The organism is Collinsella sp. AM42-18AC, assembly GCF_003467965.1.
Classification (GTDB): domain Bacteria; phylum Actinomycetota; class Coriobacteriia; order Coriobacteriales; family Coriobacteriaceae; genus Collinsella.
In genome coordinates this window covers 14,511-34,693 of the sequence record NZ_QSFY01000008.1, presented here as the reverse complement: position 1 = coordinate 34,693, position 20,183 = coordinate 14,511, and the positions used below count along the sequence as shown (strand labels likewise).

20 protein-coding genes are annotated in these 20,183 nt (G+C 67.1%); 3 read left to right on the top strand and 17 right to left on the bottom strand.

The window, feature by feature from the left end:
- Positions 1-85 precede the first annotated feature (85 nt).
- The 3 genes from DW913_RS05890 to DW913_RS05880 are packed head-to-tail and all read left to right on the top strand — an operon-like array spanning position 86 to position 3,491.
- Complete coding sequence (locus DW913_RS05890; RefSeq protein ID WP_117797907.1) at positions 86-1,507, top strand: efflux RND transporter periplasmic adaptor subunit; 1,422 nt, start codon at positions 86-88, stop codon at positions 1,505-1,507.
- Positions 1,507-2,280 carry an ABC transporter ATP-binding protein gene (locus DW913_RS05885; RefSeq protein WP_117654704.1) on the top strand — a complete coding sequence of 258 codons (774 nt, stop codon included), beginning with the start codon at positions 1,507-1,509 and terminating at the stop codon, positions 2,278-2,280. The genes DW913_RS05890 and DW913_RS05885 overlap by 1 nt, the downstream gene beginning before the upstream one ends.
- A complete protein-coding gene (locus tag DW913_RS05880) occupies positions 2,277-3,491 on the top strand; it encodes an ABC transporter permease (RefSeq protein ID WP_117797906.1) in 1,215 nt (404 codons plus the stop codon). Before DW913_RS05885 ends, DW913_RS05880 begins: the two co-directional genes overlap by 4 nt.
- A 208-nt stretch (positions 3,492-3,699) precedes the next feature.
- Here the strand turns inward: DW913_RS05880 and cobK are convergent, their stop codons facing one another.
- The 17 genes from cobK to cobM are packed head-to-tail and all read right to left on the bottom strand — an operon-like array spanning position 3,700 to position 20,127.
- Complete coding sequence (cobK, locus tag DW913_RS05875; protein WP_117797905.1) at positions 3,700-4,473, bottom strand: precorrin-6A reductase; 774 nt, start codon at positions 4,471-4,473, stop codon at positions 3,700-3,702.
- Entirely contained in the window at positions 4,470-5,111 is a 642-nt protein-coding gene (locus tag DW913_RS05870; protein ID WP_117797904.1) for a precorrin-8X methylmutase, read from the bottom strand. Before DW913_RS05870 ends, cobK begins: the two co-directional genes overlap by 4 nt.
- Entirely contained in the window at positions 5,112-5,627 is a 516-nt protein-coding gene (locus DW913_RS05865; RefSeq protein ID WP_117797903.1) for a cob(I)yrinic acid a,c-diamide adenosyltransferase, read from the bottom strand.
- The gene (locus DW913_RS05860; protein WP_233542014.1) at positions 5,624-7,123 is read right to left on the bottom strand and encodes a cobyric acid synthase; all 1,500 of its coding nucleotides are present in this window, start codon (positions 7,121-7,123) and stop codon (positions 5,624-5,626) included. The genes DW913_RS05865 and DW913_RS05860 overlap by 4 nt, the downstream gene beginning before the upstream one ends.
- Positions 7,116-8,339 carry a histidinol-phosphate transaminase gene (locus tag DW913_RS05855; RefSeq protein WP_158566201.1) on the bottom strand — a complete coding sequence of 408 codons (1,224 nt, stop codon included), beginning with the start codon at positions 8,337-8,339 and terminating at the stop codon, positions 7,116-7,118. Before DW913_RS05855 ends, DW913_RS05860 begins: the two co-directional genes overlap by 8 nt.
- Positions 8,336-9,310, bottom strand: coding sequence for an adenosylcobinamide-phosphate synthase CbiB (gene cbiB / locus DW913_RS05850; protein ID WP_117797900.1), 975 nt, complete (start codon positions 9,308-9,310; stop codon positions 8,336-8,338). The genes DW913_RS05855 and cbiB overlap by 4 nt, the downstream gene beginning before the upstream one ends.
- Entirely contained in the window at positions 9,310-10,266 is a 957-nt protein-coding gene (locus DW913_RS05845; protein ID WP_233542013.1) for a histidine phosphatase family protein, read from the bottom strand. The genes cbiB and DW913_RS05845 overlap by 1 nt, the downstream gene beginning before the upstream one ends.
- Before the next feature lie 41 nt (positions 10,267-10,307).
- The gene (locus DW913_RS05840) at positions 10,308-11,075 is read right to left on the bottom strand and encodes an adenosylcobinamide-GDP ribazoletransferase (RefSeq protein ID WP_158566200.1); all 768 of its coding nucleotides are present in this window, start codon (positions 11,073-11,075) and stop codon (positions 10,308-10,310) included.
- Positions 11,072-11,620 (bottom strand): bifunctional adenosylcobinamide kinase/adenosylcobinamide-phosphate guanylyltransferase, encoded by a 549-nt coding sequence (locus tag DW913_RS05835; protein WP_117797966.1) that lies wholly within the window; start codon positions 11,618-11,620, stop codon positions 11,072-11,074. The genes DW913_RS05840 and DW913_RS05835 overlap by 4 nt, the downstream gene beginning before the upstream one ends.
- A complete protein-coding gene (locus tag DW913_RS05830) occupies positions 11,617-12,759 on the bottom strand; it encodes a nicotinate-nucleotide--dimethylbenzimidazole phosphoribosyltransferase (RefSeq protein WP_117797896.1) in 1,143 nt (380 codons plus the stop codon). The genes DW913_RS05835 and DW913_RS05830 overlap by 4 nt, the downstream gene beginning before the upstream one ends.
- Positions 12,752-14,134: a cobyrinate a,c-diamide synthase gene (locus tag DW913_RS05825; protein ID WP_233542012.1), complete on the bottom strand. Its 1,383-nt coding sequence runs from the start codon at positions 14,132-14,134 to the stop codon at positions 12,752-12,754. The genes DW913_RS05830 and DW913_RS05825 overlap by 8 nt, the downstream gene beginning before the upstream one ends.
- Positions 14,131-15,603 (bottom strand): precorrin-6y C5,15-methyltransferase (decarboxylating) subunit CbiE, encoded by a 1,473-nt coding sequence (gene cbiE, locus DW913_RS05820; RefSeq protein WP_117797895.1) that lies wholly within the window; start codon positions 15,601-15,603, stop codon positions 14,131-14,133. The genes DW913_RS05825 and cbiE overlap by 4 nt, the downstream gene beginning before the upstream one ends.
- Entirely contained in the window at positions 15,591-16,334 is a 744-nt protein-coding gene (cobJ, locus tag DW913_RS05815; protein WP_042435525.1) for a precorrin-3B C(17)-methyltransferase, read from the bottom strand. The genes cbiE and cobJ overlap by 13 nt, the downstream gene beginning before the upstream one ends.
- Positions 16,334-17,425, bottom strand: a complete 1,092-nt coding sequence (locus DW913_RS05810) for a cobalt-precorrin 5A hydrolase (protein WP_233542011.1) — start codon at positions 17,423-17,425, stop codon at positions 16,334-16,336. Before DW913_RS05810 ends, cobJ begins: the two co-directional genes overlap by 1 nt.
- Positions 17,426-17,467: 42 nt before the next feature.
- Positions 17,468-18,157, bottom strand: coding sequence for a precorrin-2 C(20)-methyltransferase (gene cobI / locus DW913_RS05805; RefSeq protein WP_117797891.1), 690 nt, complete (start codon positions 18,155-18,157; stop codon positions 17,468-17,470).
- On the bottom strand, positions 18,150-19,334 hold the full coding sequence (cbiD, locus tag DW913_RS05800) for a cobalt-precorrin-5B (C(1))-methyltransferase CbiD (RefSeq protein ID WP_233542010.1): 1,185 nt from the start codon (positions 19,332-19,334) through the stop codon (positions 18,150-18,152). Before cbiD ends, cobI begins: the two co-directional genes overlap by 8 nt.
- Position 19,335: 1 nt before the next feature.
- Positions 19,336-20,127 (bottom strand): precorrin-4 C(11)-methyltransferase, encoded by a 792-nt coding sequence (gene cobM / locus DW913_RS05795; protein ID WP_117765632.1) that lies wholly within the window; start codon positions 20,125-20,127, stop codon positions 19,336-19,338.
- Positions 20,128-20,183: the final 56 nt, after the last annotated feature.

The following is a 20,183-nucleotide window of genomic DNA, read 5'->3' as shown; positions in this document are numbered from 1 at the left end:
CAGTTCCGAAAGAATCCGCCATATGCGCCCGCCTTACGCGACGGACGCATATACTTATTGAGGAACTTTCTATAAAGGAGACGCTATGCCGAATGTCCCCACCATCACCCCAGGCCCGGATGATGCCGAGTACACGCCCGAAGGTGCCACCGAAACGATTCCTCTGATTAAAAACGTACATGCCGACAAGCAGAGCGAACGCACGAACGATACGGCCGAGATTTCCGATGAAGAGGCGTATGCCAAGCTCAAGGCAAAACGTGCCGAACGTCGACGCAAAAAGCTGATTCGACGCGGTATTGCCGCCGGCGTCGTAGGTGCCATCGCGCTCATTGCCATTGTCGCAACCCTAGTTATCAATGCGCAGCCGCAGGGCGCTAGCGGGCCTGTGACCGACATGGTGACCGAGGGCACGTTTACCACAACGGTCGAGGCGAAAGGCCAGCTCAAACCCATTTCGTCCTCAGTGGTCTCCCCTTCTGTCGACGGCACGGTCGATTCGATCAACGTGCAGGCAGGCCAATCCGTCAACGAGGGCGACGTGCTCATGACCATTAAAAACGACGAGCTCGATCGCAACGTTGCCGAGGCGCAGCGTGCAGTAGCAGCCGCTCAGGAAGACCTCGCCAACGCGCAGAAAGCCGCAGCTGCCGCGCAGGCCACCCCAACGACGGACGTCGATGGAGCTTCCGCAGCGGCTGGCATCTCCGCCGCATCAGCGGACACGAACGCTGTATCGGCCGCGCAGCGCAGCCTCGCATCGGCCCAGGCAAACCTCGATCAGGCGAACGCCAAGGCCGCCAGCCGTACGGTCACGGCCCCGAGCTCGGGCAGCATCGTGGAGCTCAACGCCAAGGTCGGCGCCACGGTAACAGGCGGAATGATCATGGGCGAAAGCGATACGAGCGGCGGCAAGCAGTGCATGCAGATCGCCGACCTGTCCAAGATGAAGGTGACGGTTCAGGTGGGCGAAAAGGATATCGCCAAAATTGCCGTGGGCCAAAGCGCCAACGTGACCTATCCCGCGTTTCCCGATATCGTGAGCCAGGGCACCGTCACGGCTATCGCCTCGGTGGCAAACTCTGACTCCGGCTCCGGTAGCGGCGGCAGCGTGACCTTTAACGTCGACATCCTCATCGAAGCACCCGACAGTCGCCTTAAGCCGGGTATGACTGCCGAGGTCTCGGTAGTGACCGAGAAGCTCGACGACGTGGTTATGGTGCCGACCATGGCGCTGATGACCGAAGATGGCGAGCACTATTACGTCAATCTGGCCACCGATTCGGAAGGCAAGAAGACGCGCCGCGTGAAGGTGACCGTCGTGACGCAAAACGACAACGAGGCTGTAGTCGGTAAGACGCAGGTCAAGCGCGACGACCAGGGCAACGAGATCAACCCAGACGTCCCGGTTACCAAGTTACGCGACGGCGACACCATCGTGACGGATACCGGCACAGGCATGACGGCAGACGGCGGCGACAATATGTCTGCCGACGAGGGCAAGTAATGCGTCCCGTCATCGACATCCGCAACGTGCACCGCATCTTTGAGAGCGAGGCCGGTTGCGCCCACATCCTGCACAACGTGAGCCTGGCGGTGAACCCCGGTGAGTTCGTCGCCATCACCGGCCCCTCGGGCTCGGGCAAGTCGACGCTCATGAACATCCTGGGCTGCCTGGACAAGCCGACGGCGGGTGATTATTTCCTGCAAGGGCTCAACGTCGCCGAGCTCGACGATGATGAGCTCACCGAGGTGCGCGCGCTGAGCATCGGCTTTGTCTTTCAGAGTTTTAACTTGCTGCCGCGTCTGACGGTGATCGAAAACGTCATGCTGCCGCTGTCCTACACCAATGTGCCGCGTAGCCAGCGCGAGATGCGCGCCGTGCACGCGCTGCAAGCCGTCACACTGCCGGTCGACCATTGGGACCACCGCATATCGGAACTCTCGGGCGGACAGATGCAGCGCGTCGCCATCGCGCGCGCCCTCGTCAACGACCCGCCCATCATTTTGGCCGACGAGCCAACGGGAAATCTAGACTCGACAACCGGGGCGCTCGTCATGGAAACCTTCCACAAGCTCCAGAAACGCGGCAAGACCATCGTACTCATCACGCATGACCCCGGCATCGCCGCCGAGGCCGATCGAGCCGTAACCATCCGTGACGGGCGAATCCATGACGGCGCATATGTCGCGCATACACCGAATACGTTACGCGGGGCCGTCAACAACCTGCCCGCGATTTCTGCAACCACCAATCAGCCGAAAGGAGCGAAGGCATGAGCACCCGCGATCTTGTCCAAGAAGCCCTTCACTCGCTCGAGGCCAACAAGGGACGCAGCCTGCTCACCATCCTTGGCATCGTCATTGGCATCGCCTCGGTCATCGCCATGACTTCGCTCATCGGCGGCATCCAAAACAGCCTGGTCAACAGCCTGGGCCTCAATGCAGCCCGCATGGTAGAGATCTATTCGTCCCAAGAACTCACCGATTCGGATGTGGAAAAGCTTCGCAAACTGGTGCCGCAGATTGAGCAGATCGGCATCGTCGATAGCGCCTATTCCGAGTACAAGGTCGGGGATAAAAGCTATACCGTCATGGCACACGGCGTCGATAGCGACATGCTCGATGCCGTGGGCGCCAGCAAGATCGTTGCGGGACGTGTCTATTCACAGGCAGAGTCTCAATCAGGCTCGCGCGTGGCGCTCCTCAGCCGCGGCGGCGCCGATCAGCTTTACGGCAACGAACAGGATGCGCTGGGGAAAACCATCAAGGTGTCCAACGGCGAGGTGCAGATTGTAGGCGTGATTGATGGCGGCAGCGACTCCATGGGCTCGCTCACGCTGTATATGCCACGCGAAACCATCTCCGGCCTGTTTGGCGACGAGAATCCTTCATTCCCCAGCGTGACGGCACTTGCCGCCGAGGGCACAGACATGGACGAGCTCTGCAAGACCATCGAGTCTAAGGTGCGCGCGATGAAGGGCATCTCGGAGGATGATGAGTACGACAGCGTATCGGCGACCTCCATGAAAAGCGCCATCGATGCACTCAACTCGTTTATGGGCGCCTTCTCGCTCATCATGGGCGCTGTCGCCAGTATCTCACTGCTTGTCGGCGGAATCGGCATTATGAATATGATGCTCACCAACGTGACTGAGCGCATCCGCGAGATCGGTATTCGCCGTGCCCTGGGCGCCAGTCGTCGCGATATCACCGCGCAGTTTTTGGCCGAGTCCTCGGCGCTGTGCGTCACCGGTGGCCTGCTGGGTGTCCTGATTGGCTATCTGCTGGCCTGGGGCCTCGCGGTGTTTGCCGCAGGATCAGGGGTTCTCAACGAGCTCGGTGCCAGTGGGCAGATCACACCGAGCTTTTCAATCGCCACGGTGCTGCTGGCCTTCGGCGTCTCCGTCGGCATCGGCGTAATCTTTGGCTTCTACCCCGCTCGCCGCGCGGCAAAGCTCAACCCGGTGGAGTGCCTACGCTACCAGTAAGCCACCACCAACAAGTTGCGGCGAATTAGGGACCGTTTGGGGGTGCGGACGCCGGAAACGTAGAGATCGGCCTCGCCGAAGTCGGCCTGGGCCCGGCAGGGCCTGCGTCAGCATTGCCAAAAACGCCTATCGAAAGGGCGAATCCCTCTTGTCAGAACTACAGGAACACCCCCACGCGGGCGGGAGGGCGCGCAGGCGCGGCAAGCGCCTAGCGCGCGAACTCCCGTAAGAGCGCGTCTTCCACTTCCCGAAGCGAAAGGGCCCCGCCTCCCTCGGCGGGACGGGTGACCACAATGCAGCGCGCACCCACGGCGCGCGCTGCGGCGAGCTTCTCAGCCGTGCCGCCTACGGTTCCCGAGTCCTTGGTCACAAGCCACTGGGCGCCCACCTGCCGAAGCATCGCCTCGTTGAGCTCGCGGGTGAAGGGCCCCTGCATGCCGATGACGTGCGACGGCGAAAACCCCGCGTCGATGCACTTCGTTATAGCACCGGGCAGCGGGAGCACACGCACGAAGAAGCGCTCCGCGAAATCGGCGACGCTCGTGTAGGGAGCAAGCTCCTTGCTCCCCGTCGTGAGAAGCGCGCGACCCGGGTTCTCGGAGAGAAAGCGCGCCGCGCAGGCGATCGACGCGACCGGCACGACGCCTTTGGGCAGCGCCTCGACCGGGCGCGCAAGGCGCAGGCATCGTGCACCCACGGCGAGCGAAGCGGCCCGGATGTTACCGCTTGCGAGCGTAGCGAAGGGGTGCGTGGCGTCGACGACGATGCGCGCGCCGGAAAGCTCGCGCTCCATGTCGGCCTCGTCGAGCCTGCCCGCATGCACCTCGATGCCCGGAAGCTCGCCCAAAAGTTCGCCTCCGTACTCTGTTGCCGCGTAGGCACGGGCGGGGATGCCCGCCCCGCTCGCCCATTCGCACAGAAGGCGGCCCTCGGTGGTGCCGGCGAAGATGCGCAGCGCCGGCGCGGATGCGGGAGCCGTCACTTTGGGCCGCCTGTGCGCGTGATCTGGTAGAGCAGCGCGTTCATAATGGCAGCCGCCACTGTCGAGCCGCCCTTGCGACCCCTCGCGACGATGGCCGGCACGCGTCGCGCGAGTAGCTCCTCTTTCGCCTCGACCACGTTCACAAACCCGACCGGCACCCCAACGACGAGCGCGGGCGCGATCTTCCCCACGTCCATGAGCTCGGCGAGGCGCAGAAGTGCTGTGGGAGCGTTGCCGACGGCCACGATGAGCGGACCCTCGATTCCGCAAGCTTTGTCCATGCTCGCAACGGCGCGAGTCGTGCCCGCGGCGCGCGCAGCCGCGGCGACATCAGGGTCGGCCATGTAGCACACGGCCTTGCAGCCGAGCTTCGCGAGCGCGGGCTTGCTTATGCCTGCGAGCGCCATGTTCGTGTCGGTGAGCACCGTGGCCCCTGCACGCAGTGCGTCGAGCGCACAGTGCGCGGCGTCATGGGTGAACACGAGGGAATCGGCGTACGAGAAGTCGGCAGTGGTGTGGATGACGCGCTTCACGACGGGCTCTTCGAGCGGCGGGAACGTGCGGCCGCCGAGCTCTTCGGTGATGATCTCGAAGCTGCGCCGCTCGATGTCGCCGGGCGCCATCTCCTTGGAATCCATCTAGTACTCCACTCCTTCCCTTGCACATATCCCCTGCTCGTAGGGATGTTTCTTGCACCGCATCTCGGTTATGTAGTCGGCCTTCTCCACGATCTTGCGGGAAGGCGCGCGCCCGGTGAGCGCCACTTCGACGCCGCGCGCGGACAAATCGAGCGCGCGGTTCACGAGCGCCTCGTCGACAAGCCCCTTCGAAAGCGCGTCGAGCGCCTCGTCGAGCACGAGCAGCCCCTCCTGATCGCCCTCGAGCTCGGCGAGCGCGGATGCGAGGTTCCCATCGTGCAGCTCGCACGTCGCGGCAAGTTCTTCCGACGTCATCGACCAGGTAAACTTGCCCGACACCTTCCCCGCGAACAAGGGCACGCCGAAATGCTCGGCGAGCAGGCGCGCCTCCCCGCTTTCGCCGTCTTTCAGGAACTGCACGACGACGACGCGGCGGCCTGCGGCGAGCATACGAAGGGCGAGGCCCATCGCCGCCGTAGTCTTGCCTTTGCCGTCGCCATGATACACGTGGATCATACACCCTCCTCGATAATGCGGTAGACATACTCCATGTCAAGCGCCCCGCGCACGACGTCGGCCAGGCGGTCGAACTCGCGCGCACGGTGATCGGCTGCGGACGCTGCGCCCGCAGCACCCACGACGCTCTCGGGCAGGCCGCGCATGCGCGCGAGCGAGCGCGCGAGAGCGAGCGCCACCCCCGGTTCGTCGAACAGGCCGTGGAGATAGGTTCCGAACACGTTTCCGCAGGCCGCGCCTTCCGGTTTGCCGCCAATCGTGCCCGCAGGGGCGCAGGAGACGGTCGTTTCGCCGTCGTGAATCTCGTACCCGCGCGCCGTCATGCCGTTCCACACCGAGAACGCGCCTTGGGCGCCCGTGATGCGCAGCTCCGACTGGGCGAGGCGCTTTTCCTCCTTGAACACCGTACTTGCAGGGATGAGCCCGAGCCCGCGCGCGGTGCCAGCGCCTTCCCTGCCGTGCGGGTCGGAAAGCTCGTCTCCCAAAAGCTGGTAGCCTCCGCATATGCCGAGCACCGGTGTGCCCGCGCCCGAAAGCGCGCGTACACAGGCTCCGATGCCGCTAGCCGCAAGCCAGCGCGCGTCGTCGAGCGTGGTCTTCGAGCCGGGAAGCACCACCAGGTCGGGTCGGCCCAGATCGGTCGTCGAGGAAACGTAGCGCACGCCCATGCCGGGCACGCGCGAAAGCGGGTCGAAGTCGGTGAAGTTCGACAGATGCGGAAGGCGCACGACGGCGACGTCGATGACGCCGCGCGCCTCGCGGGCAGATAGGCGCGGCGCGAGCGAGTCCTCGTCGTCCAGGTCGAGCGTAAGATACGGCACGACACCCACGACGGGAACTCCGCACATCATCTCGAGCGGGGCCAAACCCGGGCGCAGGATTTCCACATCGCCGCGGAACTTGTTCACCACAAGCCCCCGCAAAAGCGCGCGGTCCTCGGGCGCAAGGAGCGCGACCGTGCCGTAGAGCTGGGCAAATACCCCGCCCGGGTCGATGTCGCCCGCAAGCAGCACGGGGGAGGACACGGCGCGCGCGAGCCCCATGTTGACGATGTCGTTTTCGGCAAGGTTGATTTCGGCGGGGCTGCCGGCGCCCTCGATGACGATGACGTCGTTTTCCTCCGCGAGCGAATCGAACGCCTCCAAAATCTGCGGCATGAGCGCCTTCTTTCGCGCGAAGTAGTCCCTCGCAGCGAAGGCTCCCTGCGCCTTGCCGGCCACGATGAGCTGGCTTCGGTGGCCGCTTTCGGGCTTGAGCAGGATGGGGTTCATGCGCACGTCGGGCGCGATGCCGCACGCCTCGGCCTGCATGATCTGGGCGCGCCCCATCTCGAGCCCGTCGGCCGTGACACCGCTGTTGAGTGCCATGTTCTGGCTCTTGAAGGGAGTCACGCGCAGGCCGTCCTGCGAAAGTACGCGGCACAGCCCAGCCGCAAGCAGGCTCTTCCCCGCGTTCGACATGGTGCCCTGGATCATGATGGGCTTGGCCCTACCCACGGGTATCGACCTCCTTCGCCGAGCCTCGGCCATCCGCGCCCGCCATAGCGCCGCTGAAAGAAGCGCCGCCCCGTTCGTCGGGTTCGCCTTCGCCCGATGCGTCTTCCGCCCGAAGCGCACAGCCGAACGCCATCGCAAGCCGGGCATTCTCCTTGCGCGTGCGCACCGCGACGCGGCACCAGAAACGGGACAGCACCGAAAACGAGTCGCACGTGCGGACCAAAACCCCCTGTTTATACAGTCGCTCGGGGATGTCTTTCGCCGGCGTGCGGACTAAAAGGAAGTTCGCATCCGACGGCACGACGGAAAGCCCGAGCGAGGAGAGCTCGTGGGAAAGCCACGCTCGCTCGCCCGCCAATACATCGCGCGTGCGCGAGACGTATTCGACGTCTTCCAGGGCGGCGATGCCCGCGGCCTCGGCGACCGAGGAGATGGGCCACGCCTGCCCCGCCCGGCGAATCCCCTCGATGAGTTGAGCGTTTCCGCTGATCAGATATCCCAACCGCAACCCCGCCATTCCGTAGAGCTTGGTGAACGCGGAGAGCACGGCCACATGGCGCGAACACGCGGCGCGTGCGGCCACGCTCCTTTCGCGGGCGTCGGGCGCAAATCCGAGGAAGCACTCGTCCACGACGAGCAGCGCGCCCACCTGCTCGCAGCGGCAAGCCGCGGCATCGATCACGCTGGGGTCGACGAGGCGCCCCGTCGGGTTGTTCGGATTGCAGAGGTACGCCACGTCTCCCGGCCCCTCGATCGCGCGGGCGAAGGAGGCGGGCACGTCGAAGTCGTCCGCTTCAGAGAGCGGGAACTCCTGCACGCATGCGCCGTAGTACGATGCCGCCTCAGCATATTCAGAGAACGTCGGCGCGCACACGACGATGCGTTTCGGGCGCACCGCCGCGGCGAGCCGCCAGATGATGTCGGACGCGCCCGCGCCGCAGACGATAGTGTCTTCGGGAATGCCCTGGGCACGCGCCAGGGCGCGAACGAGGGCGAGGCTTTCCCTATCGGGGTAGGCGTCGATTCGAGAAAGCGCCTTGCAAGCTGCGGCGACGGCGCGCGGCGAGGGGCCTGCCGGATTCACGTTCACCGAGAAGTCAATGAGGTCGGAGGCGCCCCCTTCGCAAGCGATGCCGAGCGATTGCGCGCTGCCCCCATGCGTACGGGCGCGCAGGATTCCCCCGGCAGCCCGGGGCGCGGCGTGGTCTTTCCTCATGCCATCGCCCCCACAGCGAGCACGACCGCCGCGCGCACAGCGCCGAAGACGACGAGCGCGCATACGGACGCGGCGAGCATGAGCCTTGTCGCCCGAACGATGTCGCCCCACTCGATTTCGCGGGACGCATCGCCTATCGTCGGTTTCTCAACGAGCTTGCCGAAATACACCGCGGGTCCTGCCAGGCGCAGCCCGAGCGCGCCCGCGCACGCTGACTCGGTCTGCGCCGCGTTCGGGCTCGCATGGCGACGCCTGTCGCGGCGCCAGATGCGCGCCGCCCCGCGCGCGTCGAGCCCGACGATCGGGCACACGGCGATCATGAGCAGGGCCGATAAGCGCGAGGGGATCCGATTCACCGCATCGTCGAGGCGCGCCGAGGCGCAGCCGAAGTCGATGTAGCGCTCGTTTTTGTAGCCCACCATGCTGTCGAGCGTGTTCACCGCCTTGTACGCCATGCCCAAGGGCGCACCCCCGATCATAAGGTAGAAAAGCGGCGCGATGACACCGTCGCTCGCGTTCTCCGCCACCGTTTCCACGGCGGCGCGCGCGACGCCGTGCTCATCGAGAACAGACGTGTCGCGTCCCACGATGAGCCCGACGGCTTCGCGCGCCGCGACAAGGCCGCCCTTCGAGAACGCGCGGGCAACGGCCAGGCTCTGGCGGCGCAGCTCGCATGCCGCGAGAATCTGATAGCTCGCCCATGCCTCGGCCACGAAGCGCAAGCCGGAGTGAACCATGCCGCAAAGATGCAGGATTCCCCAGGTCAAAAGCCCACACGCAAGCGGAAGCGCCACGGCGAGCACAAGCCCTGCGGCGCGCGTGCCCGCGGACGTTTGCGGGAATGCGCGCCGCAGGCGGCCTTCGGCCCACGTGATCGCGCGCCCCATGGCGACGACGGGATGGGGAAGCCAGCGCGGGTCGCCGAAGGCAAGGTCGGCCGCGAACCCGGCGGCGACGGCAAGAATCGTCATCACCGGGCATCGCCCCCCCAAGCGGGGCGAACGTCGCGAAGGCAGCGCCCATCCCAAGTGGCGGCCCATGCGCCGCCCGGCTCGGTATGCACGTCGAAGTATCCCATTTTCGGGACAGCTAGCTCGGAGAGCAGCGCTTTCACGGTACCCGCGTGAACGACGAAGACGGCGCGCCCACATCCCTGGGCGCGCTCCGATTTGCACGCCTCCCGAAACGCCGCGATGACGCGGCGGGTGAAATCGCTCTTGCCCTCGCCATGCGGGCAGCGCGTCTCGCACCAGGAGTCTACCCAGGCGCGATAGCGCGCATCCTCTTTAAGCTCGGCGGCGCTTCGCCCCTCGAAGTCGCCGAAATCCATCTCGCGCAGACCGGGGCACGCCATAAGCTCCGCGTTCGGGAAGAGGATGCGCGCCGTCTGGTCGGTGCGGGCCATGCCGCTCGTGATAACACGGAACACGTCACGATCGCACGCGAGGTCGCGCAAAGCGCGCTCGCCCGCACTCGACAGGGGCTCGTCGGTGCCCGCCCCGCTGTAGCGATGGTCTTCCGTGCCCGCCGTGGCACCATGGCGCACGAAGACGACTTCCAAAGGCGCACCCGCGCCCTGCGTCCCTCGAGGTGCATCGGCAAGGTTTCCTTTGATGACCTGGGGAATCCCGCACGTCATGCGCACGACGACGTCGGCGCGCGCAGCGAGCGCGCATCCCAGGCGCCCCGCGCGCTCGCGCCATTGGGCGTCTTCCGCACTCATGGGGACGACCCCCGAGCCGACCAAGGGCAGAATCACTGCGTCGAAGCCGATCAGCCGCTCGAGCGCCCGGTCAGCGTCGAGCGCGCGTACGAGTTCCTCAGCACGGTATGCGACGCGGCCGGCAAAAGCCGCGGGCACGCCGCCCTCCGCAAGCTGCGCCGCGTCGACGAAATCGTCCGCCGCGAACCCGAGTTTTTCGCGCACGAAGGTCCTCTTCCCCGAATGCGCGCCACCTACCACGAGCATCATAGGAGCATGCCCCCCACCACCAGCATGGCAAGCATCGCGAGCTCGGCCCATTGCAGAAACCATCCGGCCAAATCCCCCGTCACCCCGCCGAAGCGGGACAGGGCAACATGGCGGTACCACGCGAGCACCAAAAGCCCCGCCACCGCCATAAAGGCGCCGACGGCCTGATCGCACGCGACCATCCCTGCAGCCGAAGCCGCAGCGAAAGCGCAAAGCGGCACGACGATCGCCGCGCGCTTCTTCGCAGGCGAGAGCCCCGCGGCCATGCCGTCCGCCCGCGCGGCAGGCCAGCATTCAACGGCGAGTCCCGAAAGCGCGCGGGAGAACACGAGCGAGCACAGAAGCGCGAGGAACGCCCCCGCCGTAAGCGGCAGCGCGGTGAACAGGGAAAACTGCAGAATAAGGTACACAACAACACCGATGACCCCGAAGGCGCCCGCCCGCGGATCGTGCATGATCTCGAGCTTTCGCTCGCGCGGGGCCCAACTTGCAAGCGCATCGGAGGTGTCGCAGAGCCCGTCTAGGTGGATGCCTCCCGTCACCGCCACAGGCAGCGCCGCGAGCACGGCCGCGACGATGGTCGCGGGCACGCCGAGCAGGTTCGCCACGTGCCCCCACGCCGTCATGAGGAAGCCTTCCGCAAGGCCCACCAGGGGAAACGCGGCAAGTGCATGGGTTGACCCGAAATCGGTCCAGGCCGATTTCGGGACGGGGATGCGCGAGAACGTTCCGAACGCCGCGCCGATTGCCTCTGCTATCTTCACCTTGTAGGTCCTTCGCCTTTCATCCACACGGGAATCCCGCATACCACTTCGACTACATGGTCGGCCAGCGCCGCCACGCCCGCGTTCACGCGCGCGAGCGCGCGCCTCCATGCCTCGGTCCCTTCATCGTAGCGCATCCCATCGGCGAACACGTCGACGGTGACCACCACCGTATACGCAGCGGCCTGAGCGAGCCGTTCGATGCCTCCGAGTACCTCGCGCGCCGCAGCGTCGGGGTCACGCGGGGACAAGCCGCCTTCCGCGAAGAGCTCGTTCGCAACCAGGTTGCCCACGTCCTCCAAAAGAAGTGTGCAGCCGCGCGGAAGCCCGGGCGCTGCGGCGCCCACGTCACGCGAGCACTCGAGGGTGGAAAACCCCTTGCCCTCGCGCAGCGCCCGATGGCGCGCGATGCGGCGGGCGCCCTCTTCCCCGAAGGGCTCCATCGTTGCCAGGTACACGCGGGGGCCGTCGTGCCCGAGGCACAGGGACTCGGCGTAGGCGCTCTTGCCGCTCGCGGCGGCGCCGATGACGAGCGTCACCGTCATTTCCCGGCCTCGAAATGCTCGTAAGCAGCCATGCCAGTCGCCGTGAACGTCTTCCCATCCCGGTACACGCGCAGCGCCGAATCCAGAAGGGGCAGATACGCCATGGCGCCCGCGCCCTCGCCCAAGTGCATGCCTGCGTCGAGGGGCGCCTTTATGCCGAGCTCGCGAAGGAGCTCCCGGCTTGCGGGTTCGCTTGATGCGTGGGTGCCCACGAGGTAGCCCAAGGCGTTGGGGCACAGGCGCGCCGCGCACAGGGCCGCCGTGCAGGATATGACCCCGTCGAGGAGCGCCGGCGCCTTCGAGACCGCGGCCCCCAGGTAGAAGCCGCACATCGCAGCGATGTCGAAGCCGCCCACCTTCGAGAGCACGTCGATCGGGTCGGCGGGATCGGGCGAGTTCGCGTCGATAGCGCGCTCGACCACGTCGCGCTTGCGCGCGAGCGAGGCGTCCGAGAGCCCCGCGCCGCGCCCGACAAGGCTCCGCGCGTCCGCCCGGATGAGCACTGCGGCCACCGCCGCCGAGGTGGTCGTGTTGCCGATGCCCATCTCGCCCGCGACGAGAAGGCGCACGCCGGCGCGGGCAAGCCCGCACGCGACGGCAATTCCGACCTCGATCGCGCGCACGGCCCCATCGCGAGACATAGCGGAGCCGAGAGCGATGTTGTCGCTCCCCCGCCGCACGTTCGCGCGCACCATGCGCGTGTCTTCTATACCCCGGGCCATACCCACGTCGACGGGCACGACCTCGGCACCCGCGAACGCCGCCATGCGGCAGGCGCTCGTGGCCCCCTCGCACATGTTGCGCGCGACGGCTCGCGTCACGTCTTGCCCGCTTTGCGACACGCCTTCGGCAACGACCCCGTTGTCGGAGAAGAATACCGCGAGCGCACGGGGAAACTCGGCCACCTCGGCGCTCCCCTGAGCTGCGGCGATACACGCGACGGCGTCTTCAAAGTCGCCCAATCCCCCCAAGGGGTGCGCGATGGAATCCCACGTGGCGTACGCGGCGGCGCGGGCGCACTCGTCTGCGGGCGCGATCCGGGAGAGCGCGGCTTCGAGCACGGCGCCCGGCGCCGACGAGAACGCGCGCTCGACTTCCTCGCGGATGCAGGCAAGCGCGGTTTCGGTTGCTTCAGCCATGCCGTCTCCTCTCTGCGAACGACGCTGCGGCAGACGCGAACGCGCGCGCAACGTCGGGGTTCGCAGGATAGTACACATGCGGGAAGCCCGCCACCAGGGACGGGGTGGTCGTCATGCACGGCCAGCCCTTGTCGCGCCGGGGCTTCTGCGCCCAGAAGTCGCCGCCCGGGCAGGTGGACTGCCAGTAGTGGAACTCGTGCGCGCGGATGCGTGTGCCGCGCGGACCGTAGAGCCCGTCGCGTTGGGAAGTAAGCTCCACGTACCCGAAATGGGACAGCCTTCCCCCGTTCTCGCTTGCGCCCTCAAGGGCGCCCGCAACAGGCCAGCGCCGCCCCTCGCTATCGGCGATTTCGCGCTGCAGGTACAGAAACCCACCGCATTCGGCGACCGTCGGCATGCCGGATTCCACCGCGCGCCGCACCGCCTCGCGCATCGGCGCGTTCTCGGAGAGCCGCCGCGCATGGAGCTCCGGGTAGCCGCCCCCCAGATAGAGGGCGCTTGTCCCCCGGGGCAACTCGCTATCACACAGGGGGCTGAAAAAGGCCAGCTCGCAACCCAGGTCCTCGAGCGCGCGCAGGTTCTCCTCGTAGTAGAACGAGAACGCCTCGTCACGCGCGACGGCGACGATGGGCCGCGCTCCCGCGATCGGCTCCAACCGGTAAGGTTCCTCGCGGATATCGGGTGCCGTCGCCGCTATTTCGAGCAAGCGGTCGACGTCGACGCTCTTTTCCACCAGCTCGGCCATCTTGTCGATGCGCGCGGAGAGCTGCTCGACCTCGCCGGCGGCCACAAGCCCCAGATGCCGGCTTTCGAGCGAGAACGTCTCGTCGGCGGGGATATTCCCCAAAACCGCGACGCCCGTGTGCTTCTCGATCGCAGGCGCAGCGTAGGCGCAGGCAGCGGCGCTCGTCTTGTTCAGCACGACGCCGCGCACGTTCGCACAAGGCAGGAACTCGGCGATGCCGCGGATTACGGCGGCGAGCGATAAAGACGCCCCGCGCCCGTTCACCACTAAAACGACCGGCGTTTCCGTGTCGCGCGCAACCTGGTAGCTGCTCGCTTCGGCCACGCCGGGCGCCATGCCGTCGTAGAAGCCCATGACCCCCTCGAGCACCGCGACATCCGCGCCCACGGCGCCGCGTGCGAGCAGGGCGCGCAGCGTCGGGGCGTCAGTGAAGAAGCCGTCTAAATTGCCCGAGCGCGCACCCACGACGCGGCGATGAAAGAGCGGGTCAATGTAGTCGGGGCCGCATTTGAAGGCCGCGCATGCAAGGCCGCGGCGCGCGAGCGCGCGCAGGAGCGCGCACGTGACGACCGTCTTGCCGCTCCCGCTCGAGGGCGCAGCGACCAAGAAGCGCGGGATGGACGTGCTCACCGGGCGCCGCCTTCCCCACCTGCGGCGTTGCAGTTAGCAAGCGAGACCACCTCAACGGATGGGTTCCCCTCGGCAGAGGGGTCCTCCCCGACAGGCGACTCAACAAGCGCCCCGACTTCGGTAAGCTCCTCGGCATCCGCGCCCGCACCACGCGCGCTGACGAGGAACACGGGGTTTTGCGCCTTCATAAGATGGTGCGAGCCTACAGCCTCGGCACGGGCGGCCGACACCTGGCACGCCTCGAACCCCTTAAAGCGCGAACCCGAGAGGAGCGCGCACGCCTCGGTGAGCGTCTCAACGGTGACGCATGGCACGCACAGGCGAACCCGCGAGTTCTTCTCGAGCGCCGCCTCCACGATGGAGGAAAGCTCGCCCGCGCTCCCGCCGACGAACACGGCGTCGGGGACGGGCAGATTCGCGAGCGCTTCGGGGGCGACACCGGGGACCGCATGCACGTTGCCGCACCCGAATGTATCCGCGTTCTCTCGGATGAGCCGCACGCCGGCCGCGTTGCGCTCGACCGCCCATACCGACCCCGCTCGCGCGACGAGCGCCGCCTCGATCGACACGCTCCCCGTGCCGGCGCCGACGTCCCACACGGTGTCGGTCGCGGTAAGGCGCAGCTTCGCGAGCGCGACGGCGCGCACCTCCTGCTTGGTCATGGGAACGTCGCCGCGGATGAAGAGCTCGTCGGGAATGCCCGAGGAAGCGTACGGCCATCGGGGGCTCGCGGCGCGGGATGCGCCCGCAGAGTCCGCCGCGGAAGAAGTCGCCGCGGGCGCAGACGCGCCGGCCGGCGCCTCGGAGGCTGCGCTAGAGCCCGCAGGCGACCCGGCGCCGCCTGCGGGCTCGATAAGCATCACGTTCAAGTCGTCGAACTTCTGACCTGCGATTTCACTTGCGGTCGCGCAGGTGATGCGCTCGTCGGGGTACGACAGGCGCTCGGCCACCGTCACGCGCGCGTCCCCGAAGCCCGCCTGCACAAGCTCGCCCGAAAGCCGCGAGGGGTCTTCCCCGCCCGACGTGGCGAGGAAGAGCTCGCCTGCGCGCACGGCCTCGGCCACGATGTCGCACGCCACGCCGTGAGCGCTCGCGAAGCGCCAATCCTGCCATGGACGCGCGAGGCGCGCGGCGAGATACGACGCTGAGCTTATGCCGGGAATGACACGCACGTCCACCCGCGCGTCGCCGGAGAGCGCCTCCACCAGGCGGCGCGCGCCGCTGAACAGCCCCACATCGCCCGTCATCACGACCACGGCGCGCTGCCACGACGCCGCATCGGTGAGCGCGGCGACGATGTCCGCCGTCTTCACGAGCTCGCATCTCACCACGTCGGGCGGCACGTCGATGCCGACAAGCGCGCGATGAGCGCCGATGACCACGTCGGCGATGTCGATCGCGTCGAGCGCCGCGCGCGAGAGCAAGTCGGGGTTTCCGGGCCCCGCCCCGATGATCGTTACCTTTCGCATGGAATCTCCCGATACCCGCGCGGCGTGACCATACGGCCGCCTACGCGCTTCGTGTCCGCGTTGCCGACGAACACGGTGGTGAACATGTCGGCATCGAACTCCCCCAGCTCGGAGAGCCTGCACATACCCGACTGCTGCCCCTCGCGCCCGATGTTGCGCACCCAGCCGCAGAGCGTGTCGGGGGCCTTCCATTCGAGCATAATCTTCGCCGCGCGCGAGAGCCTGTCGGCGCGCTTTCTGCTGCGCGGGTTGTACAAACAGATGCAGAAGTCGGCGCTCGCCACGGCGGCGAGTCTGCGCTCGATGACCTCCCACGGCGTGAGCAGGTCGGAGAGCGACACGACCGCGAAGTCGTGGGCAAGCGGGGCGCCGAGCACCGCCGACCCGCTCTGAGCCGCGGTGGCCCCGGCGATAACTTCCACGTCTACATCGGGGTAGTCCTCAGCAAGCTCCAGCACGGGGCTCGCCATGCCGTACACACCCGCGTCACCGCTGCACACGAGCGCCACGGCTTCTCCGCTCTGCGCGCGCGAAAGCGCCAGGCGGCACCGTTCGACCTCGTGCATCATCGGCGTCGCGAGATGCGCCGCGTCGGGCACGGCGGCGAGCGCGAGCTCCACGTATTTCGTGTACCCCACAACGATGTCGGCCGCCTCGAGCGCGCGCCGAGCCGCAATCGTCATGCCGTCGGGGCCGCCCGGGCCGATCCCCACCACGAAGAGCTTTCCCATCACCGCTCCTTAAACGAAAGTTCAATAGTTACCTTGGAAAACGCGACGGTCACGCCGCCGTGAGCGAGCTTCGGGAAGATAAGTTTACCCCCGTCCGCGAGCGCCGCGCGCTCGCACACGTTGTCGACCCCCACCGTCGCGCGCACGAAATCAGATGGCGAAACGCTGCCTTCGACCTGCGACAACTCCTCTGCGGAATACGTCGCGAGTGGGATATTGCGCGCGCGGCAGAAGGCGAGCAGACCCTCCTCGCGCGCCTTCACGTCGATCGTCGCCGCCTCGCGCACGGCCGAAGGCGAGATGCCCGCCTGCCCGCACGCGAGAAGAAACGCCTCCCCGATCGCTTCGGCGCACGCACCGCGACGGCACCCTATGCCCGCAACGATGCAGGGCAAGACAAGGTGAAGCGGCTCGGGCGCAGGCGCCTGCGCCCGCACGCCCGCCGGCTTCCCCGTCTCACCGGCGGGCACGACCTCGTCCGTTGTCTCCGCCGTGCGAACGGACGCACCCGCATTCGCGCCAGCGAACGGCGACACGACGATATCGGCCCGAGCGCGGTCGGACGCAATGTCAACCCCCTCAGGCGGCTGTCCCGAAATCGGAATGTCGGAATAGAGCGCCACGCGCCCGCCCGAAAGCAGCCGCGCCGACACTCGCTTGATAGCCTCGGGATTCGAAACGGCGAGCCCCGCACAGCGCGCCCACGTATCCACCGCCCACACGCCGCGGACGTCGGTCGCCGTGGTGATGACGGGGATGGCCCCTGCCGCGCGTGCCACAGTTTGCGCAAGCTCGTTCGCACCGCCCAAATGCCCCGACAAAAGCGGGACGGCAAAGCGCCCCGCCTCGTCGATCGCCACAACCGCAGAATCGCTTGCCTTCGAGGCGACATGCGGCGCGATCGCCCGCACGGCGATGCCCGCCGCGCCCACGAACAGAAGCGCGTCCGACGCTTCCCACGCGAGCGCCGTCCATGCGCGCAGGTCGGCCTTCCACTCGCCGAACCCGCGCGAAACGGAAACGTCCCAGCCAGGGTCATCTTCACCTGTCTGCGCGCAATCGGAAAGCGCGTGTGCGATGCGCTCCGCCAACGCATACCCCCTCTCAGTGAACGCTATGCAGGAAACCCTCATCTAGCGCACCACCATCGTCGAGAAGTAGCTGCCCCGATCGGGCACATCGTCGAGCGAGCGGTACACGCGCTCGCCCGGAAGCCCACAGTCCTCTACGAGCTCGGCACCGTCGAAGGCGCCCTCCTCGCGAAGGATGCGCTTCGTGTCCGCAAGCGAGCGGCGCGCCTTCATGACCACCTTCGTCCCCGGCCAGCCGATTGCGCGGCGCACGTCGTCGTAGCCGCCGGGCACGATGTGCAGAGGCGACGACATCTCGGGCGTGAGGTCGTGCTCGAGCGCTGCGGCGACCGCGCAGAAGCTCGGAACGCCGGGAATGGCGCGCGCCTCGAACCCGCAGGCGCGCACGTCGGGCGCTATGCGCTGGAAGGTGGCGTAGATGCTCGGGTCCCCCAGGTTCAGCAGCGCGACGTCGCGGACCGCATCCAGGTGCGCGACAAGCTCGCGAACAAGCGAGGCATGCTCGGCCGCGCGGCACTCGGCGTCGCGCGTCATCGAGAATCGCACGGGGATCACCGTCTTGCCTGTAAGGTCGACGGCGCCGCGCACGATGTCGAGCGCGACCATGGCCCCGTCCGCCGTCTGCGGTGCGGCGATGACCGGACACGATTCGATTGTGCGGACGGCCTTGATCGTGAGCAGCTCGGGGTCGCCAGGTCCCGTGCCCACCCCGTACAGCACGCCTTTACTCATACGTAGCCCCCAATTCCCCGATAACTGCATCGGCGCCCGACGTGCGGAAAAGCTCGCGGCGCTCGGCGTCGAACACGACCGCGGCGATGTCGCATGCGCCCGCCGCGCGGCGGCGCAACCTGTCATCGATTGCCGCAGCGAGCGAGGCGCGCGCAGCGTCCCCCACGCCGGCGGCCTCGATTACCTCGAGCGCCGCCGTGGTCGTGACCGACGACATGATCTCGCACACGGTCTTCGTTCCCGCGCCGGCCAAGGCCGCGTGGGCGGCCAGAATCTCCGCGCGGCAGTCGGCGGTACGCGAATGGGTGTCCATGATGCCGCCCGCGACCTTCACCAGCTTGCCGATGTGTCCCACAAGAAGGACATTGGTAAATCCCTCGCGAACGCAGCAATCAATCGCATCGCCCACAAAGTTGGAGATGAAGACCACCGGCGCACCGTTTAGGTGAAAATGCCCCGAGATGAACTGCGCGCCGTAGTTGCCGGGCGTGAGCACAACTCCGCGCCGCCCCATAGCCGCATGCTGCCGGATCTCGAGCTCGATACTGTCGCGCAAGGCAGCGAGGCTGCGCGGCTCGACGATGCCCGTCGTGCCCAGGATGGAAATGCCGTCCTCTATCCCCAGGTGTGGGTTGAAGGTCTTTTCGGCAAGGGCAACACCCTCGGGTACCGAAATCGTCACAGCAATATTTCCAGAAAAGCCGTGCGCGGCGCACACCTCGCGCACCGCCGAAGTGATCATCGCGCGCGGCGTCGCGTTGATAGCGGCCGACCCCACCGGCTGCTCGAGCCCGGGCAACGTCACGCGCCCCACGCCCACGCCGCCATCGACGGAAACTTCCGATTCGCGCGCGGGCACGCCCTTGCTGCCCGCAGCGCCCGTGCCCGACCCCGCATGTTCCACGCGCGCGTACACGAGCACGCCGTCGGTCACATCGGCATCGTCGCCTGCGTCCTTTCGCACGGCGCACTGGGCGCACCCCTCGCCGATACATGCGTCAACCACGTCCGTCTCGACAGGCAGCCCGCCGGGGGTGACGATCGACACGCGGCCGACGGGCTTTCGTGACAAGAGCATCTCGCAGGCCGCCTTCGCCGCGAGCGCGGCGCAGCTCCCCGTGGTGTAGCCGCAGCGCAGGCGGGTCGTCCCGGTATATATGTAGTGCTCGAAGGCCACGCTAGCTGCTCGCCTTTCGATACCCCGTGGCAAACGAAGGGTCGTAAAGCTTGCTGCGCTCGTACGACTCCGCTTGCGCGCCGTTGTGCGCAAGCCCGCCACGAGCTCCGAGCACGCGGCCCACCACCACGAGTGCCGTGCGGTCGATGCCCTCTCGCGCGCCCGCATCGGCGAGCGTGCCCACCGTACATCGCACCACGCGCTCCTCAGGCCAGGTCGCCTTGTACACGAGCGCCGCCGGCTCGTCGGAGCTGCGGCCCGCGCCCAAAAGCTCGGCGGAAAGCTCGGCGAGCATACCCGAGCTCAGGAAGATGACCATAGTCGAGCCGCTTTCCGCCATGGTGCGCATGCCCTCGCCCGCGGGCATGGGGGTACGTCCGGAAAGCCGCGTGATCACGACCGACTGGCTGATTCCCGGCAGCGTGTATTCCTGGCGAAGCGCCGCCGCGGCACCGCAAAAGCTCGACACGCCGGGCACCACCTCGTAGTCCACGCCGCGCGCGTCGAGCGCGTCCATCTGCTCCTGGATGGCGCCGTACAGGCACGGGTCGCCCGTGTGCAGGCGCACCACTTCCTCGCCCCGCGCATCTGCCGCGCACATCACGTCGAGCACTTCCTCCAAGGTCATGTGCGCGCTGTCGTAGACGACGCAGGATTCCTTGCACTCGGCGAGCAGCTCGGGATTCACAAGGCTTCCCGCCCAAACGACTACGTCGGCCGCGCGCAGAAGGCGCGCCCCGCGCAGCGTGATAAGGTCGGCGGCGCCCGAGCCTGCGCCAACGATATGAATCATCCGAGCCTTCCCTTCCCGTTTCTCATCGCAACCGTTTACGCCGCCATTCGCGCAGC

Bases quoted from the DNA above. Each gene is read 5' to 3' on its own strand.
- DW913_RS05890 (WP_117797907.1), top strand. From the start codon at position 86: ATGCCGAATGTCCCCACCATCACCCCAGGCCCGGATGATGCCGAGTAC.
- DW913_RS05885 (WP_117654704.1), top strand. From the start codon at position 1,507: ATGCGTCCCGTCATCGACATCCGCAACGTGCACCGCATCTTTGAGAGC.
- DW913_RS05880 (WP_117797906.1), top strand. From the start codon at position 2,277: ATGAGCACCCGCGATCTTGTCCAAGAAGCCCTTCACTCGCTCGAGGCC.
- DW913_RS05870 (WP_117797904.1), bottom strand. From the start codon at position 5,111: ATGGATTCCAAGGAGATGGCGCCCGGCGACATCGAGCGGCGCAGCTTC.
- DW913_RS05865 (WP_117797903.1), bottom strand. From the start codon at position 5,627: ATGATCCACGTGTATCATGGCGACGGCAAAGGCAAGACTACGGCGGCG.
- DW913_RS05855 (WP_158566201.1), bottom strand. From the start codon at position 8,339: ATGAGGAAAGACCACGCCGCGCCCCGGGCTGCCGGGGGAATCCTGCGC.
- cbiB (WP_117797900.1), bottom strand. From the start codon at position 9,310: ATGACGATTCTTGCCGTCGCCGCCGGGTTCGCGGCCGACCTTGCCTTC.
- DW913_RS05835 (WP_117797966.1), bottom strand. From the start codon at position 11,620: ATGACGGTGACGCTCGTCATCGGCGCCGCCGCGAGCGGCAAGAGCGCC.
- DW913_RS05830 (WP_117797896.1), bottom strand. From the start codon at position 12,759: ATGGCTGAAGCAACCGAAACCGCGCTTGCCTGCATCCGCGAGGAAGTC.
- cbiE (WP_117797895.1), bottom strand. From the start codon at position 15,603: ATGCGAAAGGTAACGATCATCGGGGCGGGGCCCGGAAACCCCGACTTG.
- cobJ (WP_042435525.1), bottom strand. From the start codon at position 16,334: ATGGGAAAGCTCTTCGTGGTGGGGATCGGCCCGGGCGGCCCCGACGGC.
- cobI (WP_117797891.1), bottom strand. From the start codon at position 18,157: ATGAGTAAAGGCGTGCTGTACGGGGTGGGCACGGGACCTGGCGACCCC.
- cobM (WP_117765632.1), bottom strand. From the start codon at position 20,127: ATGATTCATATCGTTGGCGCAGGCTCGGGCGCCGCCGACCTTATCACG.